The sequence below is a fragment of the Haloferax sp. S2CR25 genome (assembly GCF_031624535.1).
Classification (GTDB): domain Archaea; phylum Halobacteriota; class Halobacteria; order Halobacteriales; family Haloferacaceae; genus Haloferax; species Haloferax massiliensis.
Map to the genome: position 1 here is coordinate 1 of NZ_JAMQOO010000003.1, position 21,874 is coordinate 21,874.

General features: G+C 55.7%; 18 protein-coding genes and 2 pseudogenes. 8 read left to right on the forward strand and 12 right to left on the reverse strand.

Translation table 11 applies throughout. The features are described 5' to 3' along the window. Positions 1-95: pseudogene (locus tag NDI65_RS08515) on the forward strand (IS5/IS1182 family transposase); the annotation flags it as partial. Positions 96-236: 141 nt separating this feature from the next. Here NDI65_RS08515 and NDI65_RS08520 read toward each other — a convergent pair. The 3 genes from NDI65_RS08520 to NDI65_RS08530 all read right to left on the reverse strand — a co-directional run bounded on the left by NDI65_RS08520 (position 237) and on the right by NDI65_RS08530 (position 4,459). Beyond that, complete coding sequence (locus tag NDI65_RS08520; RefSeq protein ID WP_310893562.1) at positions 237-2,174, reverse strand: archaea-specific SMC-related protein; 1,938 nt, start codon at positions 2,172-2,174, stop codon at positions 237-239. Between the two features lie 111 nt (positions 2,175-2,285). Continuing rightward, positions 2,286-2,936 carry a rod-determining factor RdfA gene (gene rdfA / locus NDI65_RS08525; protein ID WP_310893563.1) on the reverse strand — a complete coding sequence of 217 codons (651 nt, stop codon included), beginning with the start codon at positions 2,934-2,936 and terminating at the stop codon, positions 2,286-2,288. A 281-nt stretch (positions 2,937-3,217) separates the two neighbouring features. Next, positions 3,218-4,459: a transposase gene (locus NDI65_RS08530; RefSeq protein WP_310893564.1), complete on the reverse strand. Its 1,242-nt coding sequence runs from the start codon at positions 4,457-4,459 to the stop codon at positions 3,218-3,220. Positions 4,460-5,309: 850 nt separating this feature from the next. On the opposite strand from NDI65_RS08530, the gene NDI65_RS08535 reads away from it, so the two are divergent. Both NDI65_RS08535 and NDI65_RS08540 read left to right on the forward strand, forming a co-directional pair. After that, positions 5,310-6,860: a fused MFS/spermidine synthase gene (locus NDI65_RS08535; protein ID WP_119712986.1), complete on the forward strand. Its 1,551-nt coding sequence runs from the start codon at positions 5,310-5,312 to the stop codon at positions 6,858-6,860. A gap of 385 nt (positions 6,861-7,245) precedes the next feature. Next, on the forward strand, positions 7,246-7,902 hold the full coding sequence (locus NDI65_RS08540) for a hypothetical protein (RefSeq protein ID WP_147374897.1): 657 nt from the start codon (positions 7,246-7,248) through the stop codon (positions 7,900-7,902). 89 nt (positions 7,903-7,991) lie between these two features. Here NDI65_RS08540 and NDI65_RS08545 read toward each other — a convergent pair. Together NDI65_RS08545 and NDI65_RS08550 are read right to left on the reverse strand one after the other, a co-directional pair. Continuing rightward, positions 7,992-8,141: pseudogene (locus tag NDI65_RS08545) on the reverse strand (RNA-guided endonuclease TnpB family protein); the annotation flags it as partial. A gap of 96 nt (positions 8,142-8,237) precedes the next feature. Next, entirely contained in the window at positions 8,238-8,684 is a 447-nt protein-coding gene (locus tag NDI65_RS08550; RefSeq protein WP_310893565.1) for a DUF2062 domain-containing protein, read from the reverse strand. Between the two features lie 283 nt (positions 8,685-8,967). Here NDI65_RS08550 and NDI65_RS08555 point away from each other — a divergent pair, with 283 nt between their 5' ends. Next, complete coding sequence (locus NDI65_RS08555) at positions 8,968-9,474, forward strand: DUF192 domain-containing protein (protein WP_310893566.1); 507 nt, start codon at positions 8,968-8,970, stop codon at positions 9,472-9,474. Positions 9,475-9,707: 233 nt separating this feature from the next. On the opposite strand, the gene NDI65_RS08560 is transcribed toward NDI65_RS08555, so the two are convergent. Next, on the reverse strand, positions 9,708-10,763 hold the full coding sequence (locus tag NDI65_RS08560; RefSeq protein ID WP_310893567.1) for a hypothetical protein: 1,056 nt from the start codon (positions 10,761-10,763) through the stop codon (positions 9,708-9,710). Positions 10,764-11,178: 415 nt separating this feature from the next. On the opposite strand from NDI65_RS08560, the gene NDI65_RS08565 reads away from it, so the two are divergent. Further along, positions 11,179-11,619, forward strand: a complete 441-nt coding sequence (locus NDI65_RS08565) for a plastocyanin/azurin family copper-binding protein (protein ID WP_310893568.1) — start codon at positions 11,179-11,181, stop codon at positions 11,617-11,619. A 617-nt stretch (positions 11,620-12,236) separates the two neighbouring features. Next, positions 12,237-13,379 (forward strand): DUF63 family protein, encoded by a 1,143-nt coding sequence (locus NDI65_RS08570; RefSeq protein ID WP_310893569.1) that lies wholly within the window; start codon positions 12,237-12,239, stop codon positions 13,377-13,379. 27 nt (positions 13,380-13,406) lie between these two features. Here NDI65_RS08570 and NDI65_RS08575 read toward each other — a convergent pair whose 3' ends face one another. The 5 genes from NDI65_RS08575 to NDI65_RS08595 all read right to left on the reverse strand — a co-directional run bounded on the left by NDI65_RS08575 (position 13,407) and on the right by NDI65_RS08595 (position 19,830). Continuing rightward, positions 13,407-13,817, reverse strand: a complete 411-nt coding sequence (locus tag NDI65_RS08575) for a hypothetical protein (protein ID WP_310893570.1) — start codon at positions 13,815-13,817, stop codon at positions 13,407-13,409. Positions 13,818-13,970: 153 nt separating this feature from the next. After that, positions 13,971-14,846, reverse strand: a complete 876-nt coding sequence (locus NDI65_RS08580) for a lysostaphin resistance A-like protein (RefSeq protein ID WP_310893571.1) — start codon at positions 14,844-14,846, stop codon at positions 13,971-13,973. A 69-nt stretch (positions 14,847-14,915) separates the two neighbouring features. Further along, a complete protein-coding gene (locus tag NDI65_RS08585) occupies positions 14,916-17,255 on the reverse strand; it encodes a transglutaminase domain-containing protein (protein WP_310893572.1) in 2,340 nt (779 codons plus the stop codon). A gap of 132 nt (positions 17,256-17,387) precedes the next feature. Next, positions 17,388-18,686 (reverse strand): transposase, encoded by a 1,299-nt coding sequence (locus NDI65_RS08590; protein ID WP_310893573.1) that lies wholly within the window; start codon positions 18,684-18,686, stop codon positions 17,388-17,390. 196 nt (positions 18,687-18,882) lie between these two features. Next, entirely contained in the window at positions 18,883-19,830 is a 948-nt protein-coding gene (locus NDI65_RS08595; protein ID WP_310893574.1) for a cation diffusion facilitator family transporter, read from the reverse strand. Positions 19,831-20,002: 172 nt separating this feature from the next. On the opposite strand from NDI65_RS08595, the gene NDI65_RS08600 reads away from it, so the two are divergent. Together NDI65_RS08600 and NDI65_RS08605 are read left to right on the forward strand one after the other, a co-directional pair. After that, positions 20,003-20,623, forward strand: coding sequence for a DUF420 domain-containing protein (locus NDI65_RS08600; protein WP_310893575.1), 621 nt, complete (start codon positions 20,003-20,005; stop codon positions 20,621-20,623). Positions 20,624-20,712: 89 nt separating this feature from the next. Further along, positions 20,713-21,210, forward strand: a complete 498-nt coding sequence (locus NDI65_RS08605; RefSeq protein WP_310893576.1) for an isoprenylcysteine carboxylmethyltransferase family protein — start codon at positions 20,713-20,715, stop codon at positions 21,208-21,210. Between the two features lie 26 nt (positions 21,211-21,236). On the opposite strand, the gene NDI65_RS08610 is transcribed toward NDI65_RS08605, so the two are convergent. Further along, complete coding sequence (locus NDI65_RS08610) at positions 21,237-21,764, reverse strand: GNAT family N-acetyltransferase (protein ID WP_119712943.1); 528 nt, start codon at positions 21,762-21,764, stop codon at positions 21,237-21,239. Positions 21,765-21,874 lie beyond the last annotated feature (110 nt).

Here is a 21,874-nt window from a genome sequence, read left to right on the forward strand (position 1 = left end):
CAGCCGTGCGTGCGCGAAGCTGGCACCTGGAGCTCCGTGAAATGGTGCTCAAATGCACCGTCTACAATCTTCGCCGGAGCGTGAGATATCCATGAAATCAAGCGCCGTATACCGATCCTACAGAGCAGAAAACTCTGCTCTCCGGGATGACAAGGCCTTCAGAGTCTCTAACCTTTCGACATCAAGGCAGCTCACCTACTTCGCAAAGGCGGATATGAACCGAGTATTGATTGAGCCTATGTCTGGAGTTCGTCGGCTGAGAGGCGTGCATATTCGTCATCAAGCGCAGCTGCGTCCTCGGGGAGCAGGGCGACGATGAGATACGGAACGATCTCAGCAATATACTTGACCAGCCGAGCAATCCGGGATGCGTCGATCGCTTCAACCGAGTCCAACAGGATCATAGGGACCGTCTCGTAGACATCGTGAGCCACATAGCCCGCCAGCGCAACAATGAGGCCAGTCACCTCGCGTTCGCTTTCACTCAGGTGGTCCACCGTATCCTCGTACACGGTGCCATCCTCTGTCGTTCGAACAACGTGAAGATCGAACGAACTATCAGGAATACCGGTTCCGGAACCAGACCCATCGGTTTTCCGCTCGATCCAGATGCGTTCGAGGTTCTCGTACTCCAGTAATTCGAGGATGTCTGCCATCCGGTCGTTGAAGATCTCAACGACCTCCCGTTCGAGATCCTCGACTCGCGTCCGGAGCGACGAGAGTTCAGTCTGGAGCTCATCGCGCTGTACTTCGAGTTGGTCGCGTTCATCCGCTAATTCCTCAATCTGCTGCAACTCGTCACGAACATCAGTCAGCTCTTGCTCTACCTGACCACGTTCGTACTCCAGTTCGCTGACGGTTTGGTACTTTTCCAAGAGATCGCTGTCGCGGAGGTCTTCCGTCTCCGCGATCTCCTGTTCGAGCTGGGTTACCCGCTCTTTGAAGTTGGCTTCTCGTTCCTGCAGTTCCGCGATCCGGTCCTGTCGATCCTGAATCTCGGTCTCGATCTCCTGATGTCGGTGTTCGAGCCGTTCCCGCTTCGTAGAGAGCGTTTCGAGCTCTGCTTGTCGATCACTGAGTTCTTCGATCCGCTCCTGAGCAGCCTTGCGATCCGCCCGTCGTTCTTCGATCACGTGTCGGAATTCGTCGACGCGTTCACCGATCTCCTGGCGCTTGACGTCGCTCCCACACGTCCAACATTCGATCGTTTCGGACGTTGGATCAAGCTGTGCGGTGACATCGTCCGACTCCGTCCGACCCAGTAGTTCGTCCGTTTTGGTTCCGCCTTCGAGCAATTCCTCGTTAAATTCGACGATGGCCGAGAGATCGCTGATAGCGTCGGCCAGAATGCGCTTTCGTTCCCGGAGTCGCTCTAATTCCGTCTCAATCTCCTGCACCTCCCCGGATACGTCGCCATCCACCTCCTCGAGTTCAGCTTCGACCTCGTCGCGTTCGTCCCGAAGTGCCTCCAGACTCGTCTGTTGTGTTTCGAGTTCTTGACGGGCATCAGAGAGCTTCGCCTGCGTCTCCTGGTGTGTCTCGACGACATCTTGGGCGGCACTCGCCTCTTCTCGATCGGCCTCGTGTGCCTCGATTTCCTGACGGTGGGCCGAGAGTTGCTCTTCGACGTCTTCCAATTCCTCCTCGAGGGTCGTCCGTCGTTGCTCTAGGTCAGGCAGACGGTCGCGTTGACGTTCGATTGTAGACAGACGCTCTTCGAGTTCGCGCCGTTCATCCTCGAGTTCTCGAATCTGCGTCTGTAGTTCATCAATGTCGACTGGCCGCATTACGAGTTCTCGAAGATCATCACCACGTTCGACGGCCTGTCGCGCAGGATTCGTCTCCAGAAGGCAGGCGAAGAGATCGACCAGCGTCTCGTCGGTCGTATACGGCTCTCCTTCGACACGGACCCCACTGTTCTCACGAATGAATCGTCGGGTGTAGGTGTCCCCGTCGAGTTCTAGTGTGACTTCGCCCCGGTCGGCGTCGCCTTTGAGCGCCCCGGCCGAACCACCTAATGCACTTGCAACCGCAGTGAGTAATGACGTTCGATTTGTCGCATTGTGGCCCGTAAGAATCGTCACGTCTGGTCCGAACTCGACGTTGCAGGTGTCGATACCGCCGAGATTCTGAACGGAAACTGACACTGATTTGTTGTCAATCTGTTGTGGCATGTTACTGGGTCGTCGTTCTGAATGGATTATTCACGATGCACTGCAGGATTCGAGGCGAATGTCGGTTCTGATTCGATCGCAGCTCATGTTCGAATCTGATCACGGTTGGTTTCATTGGATGGATTCTTCGGGCTCTTGGCTAGTTTTACCACGACACTGGCAGTGTCCTTGGTTCAGAAGGTCTGCGAGACGATATGAGTCACCACAGCATTCACAGGACACGCGCATCGAGAGTACGACATCGAGTTTCCCCGCCTCAATGGTCTCGGCCCGACGTAGGTGTTCAAGTGTCTCCGTAATGACGGCTTCACTTCGAGACTGGAGCCGGTGAATCCGTGTATGGGCATCGGAGACGGTGAGGTCCGTCCCGCCACTGGTGTCAACACCGAGCGATTGACGCAAATGCTTGCGTACCGTTTGGTAAGTGACGAAATCCGATTCGACTTGGGAGAGATCGACTCCAGCTTGTTCGAGACGTGTTCTGAGCTCTGCTCGGTCGCCAGCACTGACATCGTCGTCGGTCAGCCGTTGATAGAGGTCGCTGACATCACCGAGCGTTTCGACACCTACGTCTTGTAAGGCACTCTCCAGAATCCGTCTGTTCACAACGGTTTCGAGTTCGCGGAGGCTGGCTCCTTCGATCTGATGGGCGTGGTACAGTCGTTCGTCCAGCTCGTCGAGCTGATACTGTTCGGCGGCCCGACTGATCTTACATCCACAGGCAGTTCCAGTGCGATTCTCCATTCGTTGTACGCTCGGCATTTCTCGTGCCTAGTTTATATGGGGTAGAGTTTAAAAAATTAACTGAGAAGTATGCCCCACTAGCGGCGGAAATCTACAGACTTCTCAAAGCAATTGCGGGACTTGATCTCAAAAGACTTTCTATTCCAATGCTATTGTGGATTGAAACCTTTGAGACATATACTTCACAACTGTATGAGTGTGAAACGCTGAGTGCGATAGGCGAATTCGTTGATTGGACCACCATGGATTCGAACGAGTCGGACGATCTGGCGGACAAAGGTTGGTGAATCGCCTCGGGGTCAAGCCCCGAGGCTTCCCGTTTCTACGACGTGACTTGCAGACACACGCTGGAAATCAGCGGTATCCGTAGCGGTCACAGTCTCCACGGGCGTTGATTCGGGCCATCCCAGCCCTAGTTCAGAAAAGCCTCTCTTGAGAACGTTCATCGCCGCGTTCGCGTCTCTATCCGTTTCAAACCCACACGACGGACACGAATGCTCTCGAATCCAGATTGGTTTCGCTGTTTCCACGCCACACGACGCACATTCTTTGGTGGTTCCTCGTGCTTCGGCCTGTACGACGTGACAGCCGTACAGGTCGGCTTTGTATTCGAGCAGGGTGATGAATTGTCGCCACGCCGCATCCTGCTTGTTGCGAGCGTTATGCGACTGTTCGAGCATCCCCTTCACGTCCAAGTCCTCAACGAATACAGCGTCGTACTCTTTGACGAGCCACGTCGTGATTTTGTGCTGATAGTCCAGCACTCTGCGTCGAATCCGACGCTTGACCTTGGCGACTTTCAAGCGTTGCTTCTCGTAGTTGTTCGACTCTTTCTGCTTACGAGACAACTTCCGTTGTTCGCGTCGGAGTCGGTCGTAGTCGTCTTCGAGGTTGAGCCAGTCAACGGTCGTACCGTTCGACGTGTGGATGTAGTTCAGGATGCCGAGGTCAATTCCAACGCTATTGCTCGCATCAAGCGAGTTCACATCGTGCTTCTCGGGTAGGTCAGCATCGTCGGTTTCGAGGCCGAAGGAGACGAACCACTCGCCAGTCGTTTCCTTCTTGAACGTGATCTCCTTGATGGTGGCGTGGTCAGGAATCGGGCGGTGATAGCGAATCTTCACCCAGCCGATTTTGCTGAAGCGGACGTATGCAATCCTGTCACGGTCCCTCTTTTCATCGAGGTCGAACCCGGACTGGTTGTACGTCACACTCCGATACTCGGTGGGTGCTTGCCGCTTGAGCCGACCAACGTTGTACCCCTTCTCTTTCTTCTTACGAAGATTCGAGAGGTTGCGGTGGAAGCGTGCGACGGTGGCTTGTGCGGCTTTCGAGTATGTGTCCGCGAATATCGGCCACTTTTGTTTCCACTCGGGGAGTTTGTTGTTCTGGTCGAACTCGGTTGGTTTGTCGTCTTCCGGGGCTTGTTCATAGTCCCATCGGACGTGGTTGTAGAGTTGGCGATGAACGTTCAGATGATGTTCCAGCCTCTCCGCTACCTCTTGTGTTGGGTAAGCGTGGTAGCGGTGACTGTATTCCATCGCTATCCTTTGATTAGGCGTATTGTCAGTTAATGGTTTGTATCCCTAAGTGTCGGCTTCATCCCCGAGGTCAAGCCTCGGGGTAATCGCCTTGACCGCTAATAAATCCCGTGTTCCAATAGAGGATGTGGGACGGCCATCCCTTGGTAGGCTGACCGCTGTCTTGCACCCCAAGCCCCGAAGCCCCTCTCCCCCACCATGGCCCATCCCACACTCGATTTCGGGACAGCAAAGGTTCCAAGATCTATACGGATAGATGGAATCTGACTTCGAATGTTCGAAATTGGGTCGGAGCTTGGAGAACATATTTAGTCCCGGAAGATGAAAGAGAAACGTGTACTAGGTGGAGGTCATGCCCAACTGCAACCACTGCGGCAGGCACGTCTCTGAGCGGTTCGCTCGCGTGTTTGCTGACACACAGGGACGGATATTGGCTTGCCCGAACTGTTCGGCGACGGCGGGTATTGCCCAAACCGTCCGTGAGCGAATTCCGAGTGCATGATCGCAACACCGAAGAACGGAGACTCCAACATCACCCAACTCAAAAGAGATCAACAACCCCGGGTCGGGTGACCCGTGGAATCCTGCCTTGTATCTTTGAATAGATTTGGTTTACAACCCGTTCACGTCGCAGAGCCAATCTTCTGTACGTTGATTCCTCGCGAGAACTGGAAACAGGACACGCGAACCGCCTCCGGGCCGAGTGGTTCGAGACGCCGACGGTGTCTCGTCATCACGGAAGATCTGCGGTCTTCCAAACGACCCCGAGGCTCACGCCTTGATCTGTAGGGATTGAAGGCCTAGGCCAGGACAGGGGGTATTTATAGGGATTCAGTCCGGTGATATCGTAATGCGAGCCGTGTTCAAGCGTTCCCTTCGACTGACGAGAGCCGAGTTGGCAGTCCTCATTGCTGGAACGACCAGCATGGGGCTAGAGATTCTCGCGGGGAGGATTATCGCACCCCAATTCGGAAGTAGCATTTACACGTGGGGAAGCATCATCGGTGTCTTTCTGGCAGCACTGAGCCTCGGATACTATCGTGGCGGCAAAGAGGCCGAGACAAACGCTACCTACGGCCGAATAACGTCGCTGCTGCTCTTTGCCGCCGCCTATGTCGCCTTCCTCATCTTCGCTGGCGAACTGATGCTACGCGCCTCCAGTGTCGTTCCCGTCCCCGCCCGATTTGCATCACTCGTTCCAGTCACAATCCTTTTTGGGCCCCCAGTGTATATGCTCGGGTTCATCAGCCCGTACGCAGCAGAACTCTCAGAGAAACAAAACACAGGTGATGCTGCCGGGCATGTGTTTGCTCTGGGGACATTCGGGAGTATCGTTGGCGCGTTCGCGACGACCTTCTTTCTCATTCCATCACTGAGCGTCGACCTAATCGGGTTTCTGTTCGGTAGCCTCTTGATCCTCGCCGCAATTCGGGTTGCGCTTCCAACGATTCCTCGGCAGACACTGACCACGATCCTGTTCGTCTCCATACTTCTTGTCGGAGCGGTCGCCGGGAGCTCGGCCGGAGTGGTTGTCTCCGGAGACGTCGTCTCCCAAACCCAAACACCCTACCAGGAGTTGCGAGTTGTCGATAGCGATGGCGTCCGAACCCTCTATCTCGGAGGGCAGCGACACAGTGCGATGGATCTCGATCAGCCGAACGAGCACGTTTTTGACTATACCCGGTACTTCCATCTCCCTCTACTGATGCGTGAAGATATCGACCGAGTGTTGTTCATTGGTGGCGGCGGATTCACTGGTCCGAAAATCTTTGCCGAGAAGTACAACGTTACCGTCGACGTCGTTGAGATCGACCCGGTTGTCATCCAAACCGCGAAAGAGTACTTCCGTGTCCAAGAATCAGAGCAACTGAACATCTACAACGCCGATGGCCGCCAGTTCCTCCAATCGACGAACAAGACGTACGACCTGATCATCCTCGACGCCTACCAGAAGGACAAAGTCCCATTTCATCTGACAACGAAAGAGTTCATGCAGCTTGCATCCAGCAAATTAGACGAAAACGGCATCCTGTTTGCGAACGTGATTTCGGCACCTAGCGGCCCAGGCTCGGAATTCTACCGAGCGGAGTACAAGACGATGGCACAGGTGTTCCCACAGGTCTACAGTTTCCCCACGTCTCGGACGGGATTCGTCCAGAACATCGAGCTGATTGCAACCAAAAATTCTCGACGAGTATCGAAGGCTGAACTCTCGGAGCGAAACCGGCGGCGCGACATCGGCCTCAACCTCAGTCACGAAATCAGCTTCTACCGGACGGACGTGAAGACAGGCGACGTTCCAGTCCTCCGGGATGATAAGGCTCCAGTCGCCCAGTTACTCGATCCGATGCTCGGCCGTAAGTACGTCATCGAGACAAACGAAACGGCATCACCTGCGTGAGCCCAGACAGCTCTCATCCATCGGTATCGGTGCCATTCGAATTATAATAGATCAGAAGGGCAATCAGCGCACCCATGATTACGACAGTCGACACGGAGATCACAAGTGAGTTATCGAAGAGAGAAAGAACTAGCAGCCACACACCGATCAGTACGCCAACGAATAGTATGTAGACAGTATAGCGCATGTATGAATATCAACCTCTTTGAGACCGGTATTTTGCTTACCGTGTCAGATGCGAGTGGGTCCGCCATATTGTATGTATCGCTCGCCTCCACTGATCCCGAGTCAACATTACAGTTGTTTCGCTGGCCACCTACGAACACAGAGTTCGACCAATATGTGACTTCTCACATCGCCTATGTGATATCCAAACTGATTCGTAGTGGTACTCGTAGAGTCACATGTGACAGTGGTAGCTTCTCACGACAAAGGTACCAACGGATGGAGATGGCGCTTTGCTTGGGATCCAGGGCAGATTGTTTTGAACGGGTTTCTCCTCGGCTTTTTCGCCGGTGCGATAACCTTACTCCCGCTTGGGATCTTGCTCGGGAGTGTGGCTCTCCTCGTCGCGGTCCTTTTGCCAATAGTGGGTGCGATTGGCGGAGTCATCGCCTGGAAACTGTCGGTTGGACACGTCAGAGACGCGTATCAAGAGGTGCTTGAACAGTTCTACGAGTCGCAAGCAACCCGAACCGGAGACGAAGACATATGGCTCACACCCCTGAAGGGGGTTGACTCTCGATACGGGCTTGAAGCGGCGGGCACGTACGATTTCACTCGTGTCCAGAAGACATCCGACGAGGTTACGATGGCCAATATCTCACTTGACTTGGCTAGTCTTGAAACGACTGAACAAGCAACGATCCTCCCTGTAGAGAGGGTGAACTCGATCTCGTATGAGGACGATACGCTCATCGTCGATGCACGGACTGGAACATGGTGTTTCGAGGGGATAGTGAAAAATCCGCAAGAAGGAGACTCACAAGCTGTCGAGACGGATACTACTGGGCTTGATCCCGAGGCGGTTGTCGGAAGCTAATACAGGTATGTAAACTACCCCACCCTGCTCGCTCGCGGGATACCCCGCTCGTTCCCGGAGGGTGGGGCTTTGATGTGGACTCCCGCCGATCAGTCGCCGGCGATAGGCCGGTGACTCTCGCCGTTCAACGTCCCACCATTCACACGCACGTCTACTGGTGCGTCTCCGTTCCCCGGCTTGGGCGAGGAACGGAGTCTGTGTGTCCGCTTCCGGGCGTAGCGCAGCCCGATATTTTGGCTCTTGCCGAATCTAGTGAAACAACTGTTGTGTGGGTGATATTGGTACAGAGTGGCGTACAAGACTTAGAGGCTGTACATATCGCTTTGACTTGGCGTTCAGACGCGCTGTTCGAGGGACCCACCCTCTCTTCGGACGTACGCTCGGATGAGATAGAGAGTTAGAATGTATCCTACGGCTGCGAGGCTAACTGCGAAGATGATGTTCCCAAGCAGGTGTCGGATGAGGAGATCCGGGGCAGCAGTGAAGAGGTCACCAGGTGTGGGTTTTGACAGCGCCACACCCGGAACTGGACCGAGCAGCCATATCCCAAGTCCCACACTCACCCCGTAGATACTCCATTTCACGAGAGGATTGAACACGATCACTGACGCGAGAAGCCCGAGTTTGCTCACCCGCTCGAAAAAGTACGCTACGATGACGAAAAGCACAAGAGCGGTTCCACCGGTCGGCAGTACCGCAACAAATGTCCCAAGAGCGAAACTTGCGGCAATCTCATGTGGTGTGTGATCCTCGGCAAGCGCCCGCTTGATCCCGTTCCACACTCGCTTCCGATACACCCGCAATTGATCTCGCACTAATAGAATATCTAACGTAGCTCTTGATGTTCAACATTTGGATTCTCTAATCTGCAAGATACGCGCCTTATTCTTCACAAGCAGGTATGATGCAAATCAGATATTATTGTTTCACTGAGTTCGGTAAGAGCCTTGGAGGTTATCGTCGCAAGAGTTTCGAGATTAACCGAACAGGAGACAGCAGAAGTTCTGTGAAAAGCCAAGTAGATCAGTTCGCAATTGTTACCTGACTACCGTGCGTGGTTTGATTATGGCCTCGTGGCGACGCATCTGGATAATCGTGGGAGGATTGTTAATCGTCACGGCGGCGGTGCTCGTAGGGGTAAATCTAGGGCTCCTGTCTACACCCTTCTCAGACGATCAGAAACGCGCTCAAGTAACGATCTCGAATGAGGACGGAACAACGCTAGCCACAGTCGATGCTCGGGTAGCCGACACACCGGCGGAGCGCTATCGTGGCTTGAGCGATACGGAGCGCCTCCCGAACGGAACTGGCATGTTGTTCGTGTTCGACCGTGAAGGCGAGCGCACGTTCGTGATGCGTGACATGGATTTTCCACTCGATATCATCTTTATTGATGCCGATGGCCGGATCACACAGATCCACCCCGCTCCCGTACCCCCACCGAATACGAGCGAGGGAGAACTCACGCCCTATCGTGGCCAAGCGAAGTGGGTACTCGAAGTTCCTTGTGGATATACCACCTCAAAAAATATCTCAATCGGTGATGTAGTTCGAATCACGTACATAGAGTGAGTGCAAGAAAATCGTTAGACTATACTCACCATTCTGTACTGTTTACCCTAGTACGCTATCGCGTAGTGTTGAGAACGCGAAATACTCGCCAACGAACTCGTACGTCTAGCTCCCGAGTCATAATTCGTTGAGAGATGGTTGCGGGGACAAAATCATCGGATCCAGTATATTCATCTCTTAAACCGAGATTGCGAACGGACAGTGTCCACGCAGGAATACGTACGAGCCTCTGGCTATCGGTTGTCTTCGTGTTCGTCGTCTTCCCGCTCGTCTGGATGTTGTTTCTCTTCCTGTCCACCCTTCCCATGGGGCGGGCGGACGGTGTGGAGTTCGTCCTCGTCGAACATGACGTGGATGAACGGCTGTTTGTTCCCGTTCGGGAGTTCGAAGGGTGGAGCTACGGGGTCGAACACGGGACCATCTGCCGTCGCCTTGACCGGGGGAAAGATACCATGAGTATGGTGTTCGCGCCCGGCAAACGCCTGGTCGCCGAGCGGGAGTTCCTCGTCGATGGCCAGCCGGTAGTCGCGGTCGCGGACGACCTCAGTGGTCATGAAGTGGACTGCGCGTTTTTCGTCGAACAGCTCGCCGTTGACGTGGAGATCGCACACTCCCCAGAACGCGCCGTAGAGATACTGTCGGGGCTCCAGGGGCGTCCCAATGCCGGTGTCACCATGAATGACGGCGTTGGTCATCACACCGCCGCCAGTCTCGTGGATGGGTCCCTCGACCTCGAGTCCCGTCACGTCAGCCTCGTAGACGTTACCCGCAGGGTCCTCGAAGCGCACGTCGAAGCGCACATCGTCGCCCGGCGGTGGCCCGTGGCTGGCGCCTCCGCGGTCCATGTACGTCACGTCGAGTTCGCCCGCAGTGGCGGCGGCCGAGTCGCTGAACGGCGTCGGTATTTTCGTAGTCGTAAACGCCCCGTCTTCGACGTTTCTGGCACCGTCAGGAACCCCCACCTGTAGAGGGAATGTCGACAACAGGTCAGTGACGTTGTCGTTGTCGCTCTGATCAATCTTGTTGGCTAAGCGGGCCGAGCCAAACTGTGGATTGTCGGGTGTACCGAATACCCTTGGACTGAGACGGCGTTCGCCTGGTAGAATCCAGTGAACTGAACGGTCTCGTTTCTGGCGTACCCGGACATCAAGCCCGATCTGTGTCTCTCTCCTCGCTCGATCATTGTCATCTCCCTCATGACTGCGCTGCCGTGTCTGCGCAGTCCCTGTGAGTCCAATGGTTCCGGTGATACCAAGCGCCTTCAGAACGGTTCGTCGATCAAACGACATGATCTGAGCATCGGAGACCAAAATCAAAACACTATGTTGGTCGTGTGTTTGGGTCGCCCGCCCGCACCTTACCGATGTAGTTATTAGAATCTACCATGTGCCGAAAGCAGTCCCGCTACAGACGAACACGCCAGTAGCGGATACTCGCGCCTCGTGTCCATCGAAAAAGCGACAAGCCACGAGAGGTCTAGTCACGTCTCGATGTGAAAAATAGCCGCTTTGTGCGTGATGAATGATTGCGGCCTGCATACACTGTAGAAATCTCAACCACCATCAGGACCAAGTGTAGAATGCAAACGAACCCAGTCATTGACGCAGTAGCATGGTTTCCGGATCGCATCCCCCTTTGGCGGATACCCGAGCACCCAACGGATAGATGTGAATCTTTATAATCCGTGTTACCATGCTTGGGAACATGAGGCGGAGGACGCTCCTAGCCACGTCAGTAGCGCTCGTTACAACGTCGGTTGCTGGCTGTACAGGTGGCAACAATGGAGGCGGAGAGACAGAAACTGACAACGAAGGGCAAAACAGGGGCGGTGACTCCGAGTCCGACGCGACGGTTGCGGCGGTAGACGTTACGTTTGATCCACTTCGACTGGAAGTCGAGCCGGGCACGACCGTCGAGTGGGTAAACGAGGATGATTTCGCCCACGACGTGACGAGCGAGCAGTTCCACGACGTGGCGGCCGATTGGGACGTCGCGATGGACCTGCCGGGCGGTGCAACCGTCTCGAACACGTTCGAGTCCGAAGGGATTTACGAATACTACTGCACGATTCATGGTCAATCAAATCAATGCGGGGTCGTCCTCGTTGGAGATGTCTCGTTGGATGAAAGCCTACCGTGTGAGTGAACCTCTCGGGGTCAGTTCTGATAAGAATGGGCGGAAATCGTTCCCAATCTTTGCTGTTCCGAGGTCGGCGAATACCGGTAAACAGTCACACCGTATCGATGAGGCCTTCCGTGAATTAATCAAGCACTCCAACGCCACCATCGATTTGATAGCCCCGGATGGCTCCAGTTGGAGCGTTCACATCCGCTGATACCTGTAGCCACAACGTCTCTCCGTGACGTTAGAGCCGAAGAACCTACGTTCAAGTAAGCCTTTTTCTCCCAGAGAGCAACGATCACCCATGATCTACGAGTCAAACATCGTGTCCCGGAGGTAGCAGTGATTCTGATTGTCATTTCACTATCACTCTTCTATGTAGATATTGAGTGGTACAATAAGGACGGTGCAGCACCCCCGATCGACACGTCTATTCCGTTCGCAGATGAGTTCCGAACCGATGAGGTAGATATCCGACATCTCACACCAACGACTTGCAGAGTGGGCTGCCCTCCTCGACGAGGAGCTTCCGGAAAATACGCCGCGAATGACCAAAACACGTGCAACCTGATCCAATCAGGATGATGGAGTAGCTTCTCCCGGAACGTTGAAGCCCTGGCACTGACCAGTTCAGAGACGATATGGCTACGCGTAGCGAGCAGATCACGCCTGAGTGGGCGTGGCTCGGAGCGACTATAGTCAGTATCGTCGCCCTCGTTGGTGGATCACTCGCGTTTCCCCGATGGGTGTATGACCGATTCATCTGGCAGTATTTCTGGGGTCCGGTATATGCGGACGCGAAGAGTGCACAATGTGCCGTCTCAGACGGCGGCAGCGTGAGATTGCTGAACAGCGCCGATGCGTGCCAAACCGCGATCAATCAGGGAGCTGTGGTCGCCGAGCCTGGATACACAGTCGTCTCCGAGATCGGCTACATGGTCATTCTCCTGTTCATGCTGGTGGGCGTCCTATTCCTGCTTCGGCGACTCGATGTCGGTCGAGACAGGGAACTCTTTTTCGCACTCATTCCGTTCATGTTCTTCGGTGGTGTACTCCGCGTCGTTGAGGATGCCAACGATGCCGTTCCGTCCGGATTCGACCCCCTCATCGCATATCCGTGGAACACCCTCATTATCAGTCCGATTATCTACTTCACGATGTTCGTGATCGTGCTCGTGGCACTCGTCGGGAGTGTCGTCCCTGCCCGACGAGAGTGGGTCGACAGCTATCGGTCGCCGTTGACTGCCATCGGGACGATAGTGCTAGGCGCGACGATTGTCTATCTTCTCTGGCTCGCAATAGCGACGGAGTACGTCCAGCTCTATCCGCAGATTACGCTCATCACACTCCTCGTGGCTACAATTACGACAGGTGGGGTCTGGATCGGGCTCCAACGATACGCGCCGACAGTCAACCATGGAACCGGTTATATTGGTCTGGCCGTGCTCTGGGGCCACTCCGTCGACGGGGCCGCGAACGTCATTCTCACCAATTGGGCAACGGCACTGGGCCTTCCTTCGAATTACTTTCCCAAGCACCCAGTGAACCGAGCCGTTATTGACATCACGGGTCAGCTCCTCCCACCATCGATTACGTCGGTTATCGGAACGTCCTGGCCGTTCTTGCTCATCAAGCTCATCGCGGCAGTCGGCGTCATCTGGATCTTCGACGAAGCCATCTTCGAAGAAAGCCCGCGATATGCAGTCCTGCTGTTGATCGCGATCCTCGCAGTCGGATTAGGTCCTGGTACTCGAGATATGGTCCGGGCCACATTTGGGATCTGAATTACGGTGATCTAACCGATGTGAGGATCATGAGCCAGTATCAGTGTTAATGGAAATACGAATCTCGTCGCCGTCTTTGAGTACGTACTCACCGGGAACGATCCGCTGGCCGTTGGCTTCGTACGTGAGCGTCGTGTTTTGATCGGCCTCGCGGTATGTCGTTCCATCGTATACCACACGTTCCTCGCTGATCTCAACCCCAACGGCGTTCATCCCCTGTTCGAGAGAAACATCTGCAGTCTCAACGTGCCACTGCTGACTATCTCCGTGGAAATGGAAGACTGCCGAGCCCTGCTGTTGTGCAGTGGGAACACGTTCACCATCGATGATCATGGTGATCGTACCGTGGATATGGGTGGGGCCTGCCTGCTGTCCTTGGTCGCTAAATACAGTGAGATACGTGACGAATATCCCGGCCACGAGAATGATCCCGACCAATACGACTGGCCCTGGCTCAAGATCTATACTCGAGTCTTCGTTTTGGTGCTGTTCGACACGGCTACTGCACGATACGGCCGAGAGAGTTGCTACACCTACAGGAGGCACAACGCTATGCACGAATCCAGCGGACACCGGCAAACAAGAGGAGAATCACGTGACCTGAAAATAGAGCGCAGTAAATAACACTGCATTGTAAACTCCATGTATCACCGCCGGAATCACGAGATTTTCCGCGTATTCATATACGGCACCGAGAACGAGTGCGAGGACGAACACGACGGCCATGTATGTGAGTTGGCCGTCTCCACTAAGGGCTGCTGCGTGGCTCACAGCGAAAATCGCACTCGCAATGACGATCGCACTCCACGGTCGAAAGGCTCGTCGAAGGGTTCCTTGCACGAGTCCCCGGAAAAGGAGTTCCTCACCGGGGCCAACGAACAGCAAAGAGAACGGGACCAACAGTAAGAGCACTTCCGGATTTTGTGCTCCGATTTGTGCGACCTGATTCTCCGCGACGGGGACACCGAGCGTCGAAATGACGAGATTCAATGCACCGTAGAGGATGAAAAAGCCGACGAGTCCCCCGACAGTCCAGCCAGCGTCTCGGACGGTCGGGCGGCGAAGTGCAAGGAAACCAAAACCGAGGCCACTCAGTTTGAGATAGCCAATCGCTAGAAGACCAAATGTGACTCCCTGTAACATCACCGTCGAAATGACGAGGAGGACTGCTGGCGAGTTCATCACATCGACACCTGCGACGATGAGTACCTGGGCTGTGAGAAAAACAACGATTGCTCCAACAGTGAACCCGCTCACGGCTAACGCAATGGCCGTAAGTAGGCTCCGGCCTCGTTGCCGTAGCTCCGTATCCATGACCTCGGGGTTTGAGTTAGCGACGCTTGTACCTTCCTGTCTGTCGATTCGGGTTCCCAGCGGTGTTGGTGTGCGCAGGGTGCGAGTCGGCTCGGGGGGCAGCCGCGAGGCATTCTCCTTGAACCGCTGTAAATCGAAGCCGAGGAAGAGCACACATCCGAGCTAAGCGTACCGTCGGGGAAAGAGATCACCTGAGCAGATGTCGGGACTCTGATCACGAGATTACGAGATTCGATGATTCATCGAGAAGAGCCGCTCCCGGACGATGTCGTCGACGAGTCCGATGGCCTCGTCTGCACGCGCAGGAGACACCTCGCCGCCGTATACAGCGAGCTCATAGATAGCGAGTATCCGCTGCAGTCGGTCGTCTTTCCGTCCGGTAGTCCGAAGCATTCGTATGTATTCTCGCCTCGTCTCTCCCGACCGACGCGCTCGATATTGACGAGCCAGTACCTGTTCCAGACGATCGAAAGCCCGTTCGACATCCGCCTGAGGAGAATCTGTCGAAGCTTGCCACCCGAGTTCGACGAATTCATAGCCTCGTCGTAGCAGGCTAAATCGGTTGATTCCGAGAGCAGCACCGATGACGCCCGCGACAATTGCTACTTGATCAGTATCTGAAAAGTTGGTGAATAGTGAACGCCGGCTAACCCCTGTCGTCTCTTGGCCGTTCTGCCGGAGGGCACCCGCTCCTATCGTTGTCATCTCGGGGTCCGACGCGACCGCTCCCCGTTGTTCGTCGACCTGCGTCAGATTGGTATCAGAATCATTCCCCAACGCTGAGGAATCGATATCTGGTGCCTGTGACGCTCCAGTTTCTGCCGTGGTCGTATTGTTCTGTGAGGACGACACCGTCGACAGTGAGGGCGTAGTCGTAGGTCGTGTTCGACTCGTGTCGATACCGTCCGTATTCGCGGCTCGAGCGTCTTCGAGCTGCTGCTGTCGAGCTGCCTGCCGTGGCCCGCTCGGTGTCGGGTCAAAGGATACCCAGCCAATCTCCGGGAAGAACACCTCGACCCAGGCGTGGGAATTGAATCCTCGAATCACCCACTGGTTGTCAGCGACCGATTGCCCAGTCGTGTATCCCACCGTGAATCGGGCTGGAATACCGAGTGTCCGAAGCATGGTCGCCATAGCAGTCGCGTAATAGACGCAATAGCCTCGTTCCATCTCGAAAATGAATCTGTCTGCGATATTGCCGTCGGGGCGTGTGATGTCCAGCGAGTACTCCTTGTTTCGTTCCAGCCACTGCTCGATTGCAGCTGCCTTGTCGAACCACGTGTCAGCATCGGCCGTGAGTTCGGCGGAGAGGCGGCCGACACGTTCGGGCGTACTGGTCGGCAGTTGGAGGTAGCGATTTCGAATGGGATCAGGGATGTCTTCGTCCGCGTTTCGGAGCTGGGACGTTGTCCACTGCGGACGTTCACTGGTAACCGAATAGGCCTCTCCGTCCGAAAGAGATCGCGTCGGTTGGAGCCCCCCGAGATCGGTCACGCGCGTCCGTTGGGCAATGTCAGTTCCGACGCGGACGGGTTTCCACGCGGCTGGCATCGTGTTGACCGCTGCAGCCGCTTCGAAGGTTTGTTCGAGCGTTTGGGTCTCGCCGGGTGGTGTAGGCAAAGGTCCGGAATACGTCGTCGTCTCGCCAGAGCGTACCCAACTCCCACCGGTGAAGCGATCGTACGCAGCGACGTGCCAGAACGCCGGTCTATCAGCTGTGACGGTGAATCGAACCTCCGGTGATAGAGAGATACCTCCCAGAATGCCCACCCGGTCGGGAGCGTTGATGAGACTCCCCTCAAGGGTCAGTGTCTGCGACGAACCAGATAATCCTGAAACAGGAGAATCGGATGGAGAGGTCGTCAGTCGAGCAGTCACTGGTAAAGCGAGACGTGACACCACGATCACGGCTGTGAGTACGAGCCCGATCTCCCGTATCTGTGGCCACGACGCTCCCGCGCGATCGAGCGAACCGAACCCGAGGACGCCCATCGCACCCGCCACTCCAACAAGTGTGAGCGCCTCACTCGCATCGCCCGTGAGCACAAAGAACAGCAGTGTGAGACCGCCAACCCAAGCAGCCAGATCATATCGACGTCGGACTAATAAATACCACGTCCCGAACACCGGTGCGGGGGCAATTGCAATCGCCCACAGATCCGCTCGGACGATCTGCAACACCGATAGCTCACCCAGGACGAGTACCACCAAATCCGAGAGGAGTCGAAAGGAGAGAAGCGCGACATACGCGTTGGGAATCGCCCAGAGATAGCCACCCAGTCCGAGGACGAACAGGAACACTCCAACTCCGAGACCGATTTTAGCTGGAAGGACACGTGCTGCAATCGTGCCCACGCCGAAGGCACTCGCGACAGCGAGCACGAGCCAGCCCACACCGCCGACGACATCGGTGATATGATACAGGGGACTCAAGAACGACCCTATCAACACGAGTCCGGCGAGGAGCGTGAGTCGACGCGGCCACACAGACACCGCTTGCGCTTCTTTCTCAGTGCCAGTGACAAGCTCAGCCCAGCGGTCAGTGGAGAATCTCGTGCTCATGAGCGATATCGTGCTGGCATCGTGTGTAGTGGGCAGAACGGCGACAGCCAGTTGAATCTCTGCTACCCTGTACCAAGGAAACCTCGGCGCTTGAATGTTACCCCGCGCACGGTGGCGCGGGGAATCCTGCTCTCACGAGGGCAGGCTTCCTGTTTCGAGGACGTGACTTGCAGACACGCGCTGGAAATCAGCGGTGTCCGTAGCGGTCACAGTCTTCACAGGCGTTAACGAATCGCGGAGCGATTCGTTCGCACACCAGAAATCTGCGATTTCTGGGGACGTTGATTCGGGCCATCCCAGCCCTAGTTCAGAAAAGCCTCTCTTGAGGACGTTCATCGCCGCATTTGCGTCCCTGTTCGTCTCGAACCCACAACTCGGACAGGAGTGTTCACGGACCCAGACGGGTTTCGCCGTCTCCACGCCACACGACGCACACTCCTTCGTTGTCCCTCGCGCTTCAACCTGAACTACGTGACAGCCGTGCAAGTCGGCCTTGTATTTGAGGAGCGTGATGAACTGTCGCCACGCCGCATCCTGCTTGTTGCGAGCGTTCCCATCGCCCTGAAGCATCCCCTGGACGTTCAGGTCTTCCACGAACACGGCATCGTACTCTCTGACGAGCCACGTCGTTATTTTGTGCTGGTAATCCAGCACTTTGCGACGAATCCGACGCTTCACCTTGGCTACTTTCAGACGTTGTTTCTCGTAGTTTCTCGACCCCTTCTCCTTCTGTGAGAGTTTGCGTTGCTCACGCCGGAGACGGTCGTAGTCGTCTTCGAGGTCGAGCCAATCCACGGTCTTCCCATCAGACGTGTGGATGTAGTTCAGGATTCCGAGGTCAATCCCAACGCTGTTACTTGTATTAAGTGAGTCCACATCGGGTTTTTCGGGTAGGTTGGCGTCGTCGGTTTCCAACCCGAAGGAGACGAACCACTCGCCGGTCGTTTCCTTCTTGAACGTGACTTCCTTGATGGTGGCGTTGTCGGGAATCGGTCGAGAGTATCGAATTTTAACCCATCCAATCTTGCTGAAGCGAACGTATGCGTACTTGTCGTGGCCCCTCTTTTCATCGAGGTCGAAACCAGACTGACTGTACGTCACGCTCCGATACTCTGTGGGTTCTTGGCGCTTGAGCCGACCAAGCTTGTATCCTTTCTCTTTCTTCTTGCGAAGGTTCGAGAGGTTGCGGTGGAAACGGGCGACAGTGGCTTGTGCGGCTTTCGAGTGCAACTCGCTGAACACCGGCCACTTGCGTTTCCACTTGGGGAGTTTGTTGTTCTGGCCGTACTCACTCGGCTTGTCGTCCTCTGGGCTGTTCTCGTAGTCCCATCGGACGTGGTTGTAGAGTTGGCGATGAACGTCGATATGGTGTTCCAGTTCATCCGCTACCTCCTGTGTCGGGTAGGCATGGTAGCGGTGACTGTATTCCATCGCTGTCTCTTGATTAGAGATATATTCACTTAATGATTTGTATCACGAGTTGTCGGCTTCATCCCCGACCACGGTGGGTCGGGGTATTCGCCTCGCTGACCAGTATAAATGCCGTGATCGAGAGGCACAAAAGCGGACTTCACGGGAAACAGAACCCGTGGTCGTAGCAGGTTCGTTCCTCACCGGACGATGGCGGCTACCGCTCGGGTTCGATGTAGACTTTCGTGATGCTCGGTTGGCGTTCCATGATCGCATCCTCCATCTCAGTGATTCGGGTGTCCATCTCGACCGTGTCTAGGTTCGGCGTGAAGCTGACGTCGGCGGTGAGAACCGCCTCCTCTGGGCCGAAATACACCGTCCGAAAATCGTCAATGTGCTCAACGCCAGCAGTCGATCGGATGATTTCTCGGAGTGGTTGCTCGTCCGCTTCAGGGAGACTCTCGCCCAGCAAGAGCCGCTTGTTCTCCCACGCCAACGCGATCGCAAACCCCATCAGCATGAGCCCGATGAGGAAGGACGCGACAGCATCGAAGATCGGATTTCCAGTCTGTCGTGAGAGGAAGACCCCAAACAGGGCAAGCCCGGCACCGGCCATTGCAATCGTGTCCTCCGTGAACGCGGTGAGCGTCGTTACGTCGCTGGTCTTTTGAAACGCTTCCCAGAGACTTTCCCAGTCATTTTCCTGCATCTGTCGGGTGAGACCAGCGTAGGCCTTCCGGAGCGCGAAGTACTCGAAGAGAATCGCACCTAGCAGGACACTGTAATTGACGAACACGGCGTCAAAGCTGATCGTCGTAAACGGTATGGTCGCTGTTCCGGTGCCCGGTGAGTGCGGGTTGAGGATCGCCTCGAAGCCCTGTTTGGCTGACTCCCAGCCAGCGATACCGAACAGGAGTACCGATACCAGAAACGGGTAGAAGAACTGCGCTTTCCCGTATCCGAATGGATGGGCTCGATCCGCCGTCCTCTCGCTATACCGGATTCCGACAAGGAGGAATACCTGGTTGCCCGTATCGGAAATGGAGTGATACGTCTCCGACAGCATGGCCGGGCTCCCTGTTAGTGTGAACCCGATAAATTTCAAAACCGCAATAGCGGCGTTCGCGACAAGCGCGGCGATGACGACGGATTTACTGCTTGCCATTATCGGGTGGAACCTCCGGAATCCACAAATGCCTGCCGGCTCAAAAGAGGTCTACCCGAATCCGAGACTGCGAACCGCAGTGATAGCCGTTCCTCAATCCTATCTTCCCACCATTCACAAACAGTCAAGAACCCACCGTAAAACCATTCACCCTCCACTGTGATGGACCACCATGGCGATTGCTGAGACCGTTCGGAAGCGCACACGCACCCATCCGCGCGTGGTGACGGCTGTACTGAGTATAATCGGCTACGTGGTCGTCATCGGATCGTTCGTCGGGCTTGTTCCGTTCCCCGAACTGGGGCGTGACACGGTAATCCTGTTCGGTGACCTTATCGCGGTCATCAACACGGCCGCGCTCACCGCGCTCATCACTGGCTGGCTGTTCATCAGGCGCGGTGACGTCCAGAAACACAAGTGGTCGATGCTCACATCGTTCGCGCTTATCCTGCTCTTCCTCGTCGTTTACATCTGGAAGCAGGCCGGCGGGTTTACGAAAGAGTTCGTCGTCAGCCAGGGCCAGTTCCTCGCGGAGTTCGCCACACTCATCACGTATGCGTACTGGGGGATGCTAGCGGTGCATATCCTACTCTCGATTGTCGCCGTCCCCGTGGTATTGCACGCCGTCGTCCTCGGACTCAGCTATTCCCCGACCGAACTCGGTGACACCATTCACCCACGCGTCGGGAAGGCAGCCGTCGCGACGTGGTCCGTGAGCCTCGCGCTGGGCATTGTTACCTACCTGATGTTGAACCACATCTACGGATGGGAAGGGCTTCGCCTCGCCGGATAGGTGGATTCTACTGGTTCGTGAGACACCCCCGGAGTGAAACATACCCCGCGAGCGAATATCCTTAGTGGGTCCGAACGGACATACCCATTATGACCGAACAGCCAGGTTCTGGTCACGAGCCAGAACACGGGAGAGCGGAACCTGGGGAGATCCTCGCACCATCTCCGATGTTAGCTCTCATCGCGTTCGTCGTCGGTATCGGTCTCGATCGAATCGCACATATTGGAACCGTCATCCAGCCACGGAACCTCCCGATCGGTGTGCTGTTAGTCATCGTAGGCGTTGCCCTATTCGTCGGTGCGATCCTTGCGATGCGACGCATCGAGACGACGCCAGCCCACGACGACGAATCACCGGAACTCCTCACCGAAGGCGTGTTCCGATACAGCCGGAACCCGATATACCTCGGCCAGAGCCTAGCGTACGTCGGAGCAAGCCTGCTTCTCGACACGCTGTGGCCACTGGTGACGCTCGTGCCTCTTCTCTGGTATCTTGACCGAGTCATCGAACGAGAGGAGGCGTATCTCGAAGCAACATTCGGCAATGAGTTCCACCAGTACCGCGACAGCGTTCGCCGGTGGCTCTGAGGCTGGTAGTCGAATGATCAGACCTGCTAGTCGGCCCAGTCAGTGAGATCCAGCTGCATAAAAATCGCATCGTCGTGATACTGTTCGGGGAGTCGCGTCTCCGGGTATGGCCCCGTGCGCTCGAAGCCGAGCGAGTCGTACAGCGCGTGCGCTGCATCGCTCCACGGCGGCGTGGTAAGAGCGAGAGTCCCGTAGCCACGTCCGGCGGCCACATCAACGACGGTCTCTGTGAGGGCCTGTCCGAGTCCATGACCTCGGTGAGCGGGCCGAACGTACAGCCGCTTGAGTTCGGCCTTGTCGTCGGCCACGCCGTAGAAGAGGACACACCCGGCCGGGGTATCTCCTCGAAAGGCGAGCCAGCCGAGACAAGCCATCGCGGGATCAAGTACGTCCCGAAGGTCGGAGTCGACGCGCGCGTCGGCGTCGTAGGACACCCTTGTCTCGCGGCCGACCACCGTCTCCATCCACCTGTGATACTCGGCCAAGAGCCCTTCGAGAAGGGATCGGTGAGCGTCCACGTCGACGCGTACAACCGATGTTGCTGGCTCGCTCATATCGATAGGACTCAGGGGACAGACTTGAGAACATGGGGTCTCGAACGTCACCGACCAAGCATCCGAAAAGAATAGGAGGAGCGAGTCGGTATCAAGAGTACGAGGGTCAG

Coding starts and splice junctions, on each gene's coding strand:
- NDI65_RS08565 (WP_310893568.1), top strand. CDS start 11,179: ATGAGGCGGAGGACGCTCCTAGCCACGTCAGTAGCGCTCGTTACAACG.
- NDI65_RS08530 (WP_310893564.1), bottom strand. CDS start 4,459: ATGGAATACAGTCACCGCTACCACGCTTACCCAACACAAGAGGTAGCG.
- NDI65_RS08605 (WP_310893576.1), top strand. CDS start 20,713: ATGACCGAACAGCCAGGTTCTGGTCACGAGCCAGAACACGGGAGAGCG.
- NDI65_RS08560 (WP_310893567.1), bottom strand. CDS start 10,763: ATGTCGTTTGATCGACGAACCGTTCTGAAGGCGCTTGGTATCACCGGA.
- NDI65_RS08610 (WP_119712943.1), bottom strand. CDS start 21,764: ATGAGCGAGCCAGCAACATCGGTTGTACGCGTCGACGTGGACGCTCAC.
- NDI65_RS08585 (WP_310893572.1), bottom strand. CDS start 17,255: ATGAGCACGAGATTCTCCACTGACCGCTGGGCTGAGCTTGTCACTGGC.
- NDI65_RS08520 (WP_310893562.1), bottom strand. CDS start 2,174: ATGCCACAACAGATTGACAACAAATCAGTGTCAGTTTCCGTTCAGAAT.
- NDI65_RS08600 (WP_310893575.1), top strand. CDS start 20,003: ATGGCGATTGCTGAGACCGTTCGGAAGCGCACACGCACCCATCCGCGC.
- NDI65_RS08590 (WP_310893573.1), bottom strand. CDS start 18,686: ATGGAATACAGTCACCGCTACCATGCCTACCCGACACAGGAGGTAGCG.
- rdfA (WP_310893563.1), bottom strand. CDS start 2,936: ATGCCGAGCGTACAACGAATGGAGAATCGCACTGGAACTGCCTGTGGA.
- NDI65_RS08555 (WP_310893566.1), top strand. CDS start 8,968: ATGGCCTCGTGGCGACGCATCTGGATAATCGTGGGAGGATTGTTAATC.
- NDI65_RS08595 (WP_310893574.1), bottom strand. CDS start 19,830: ATGGCAAGCAGTAAATCCGTCGTCATCGCCGCGCTTGTCGCGAACGCC.
- NDI65_RS08535 (WP_119712986.1), top strand. CDS start 5,310: ATGCGAGCCGTGTTCAAGCGTTCCCTTCGACTGACGAGAGCCGAGTTG.
- NDI65_RS08570 (WP_310893569.1), top strand. CDS start 12,237: ATGGCTACGCGTAGCGAGCAGATCACGCCTGAGTGGGCGTGGCTCGGA.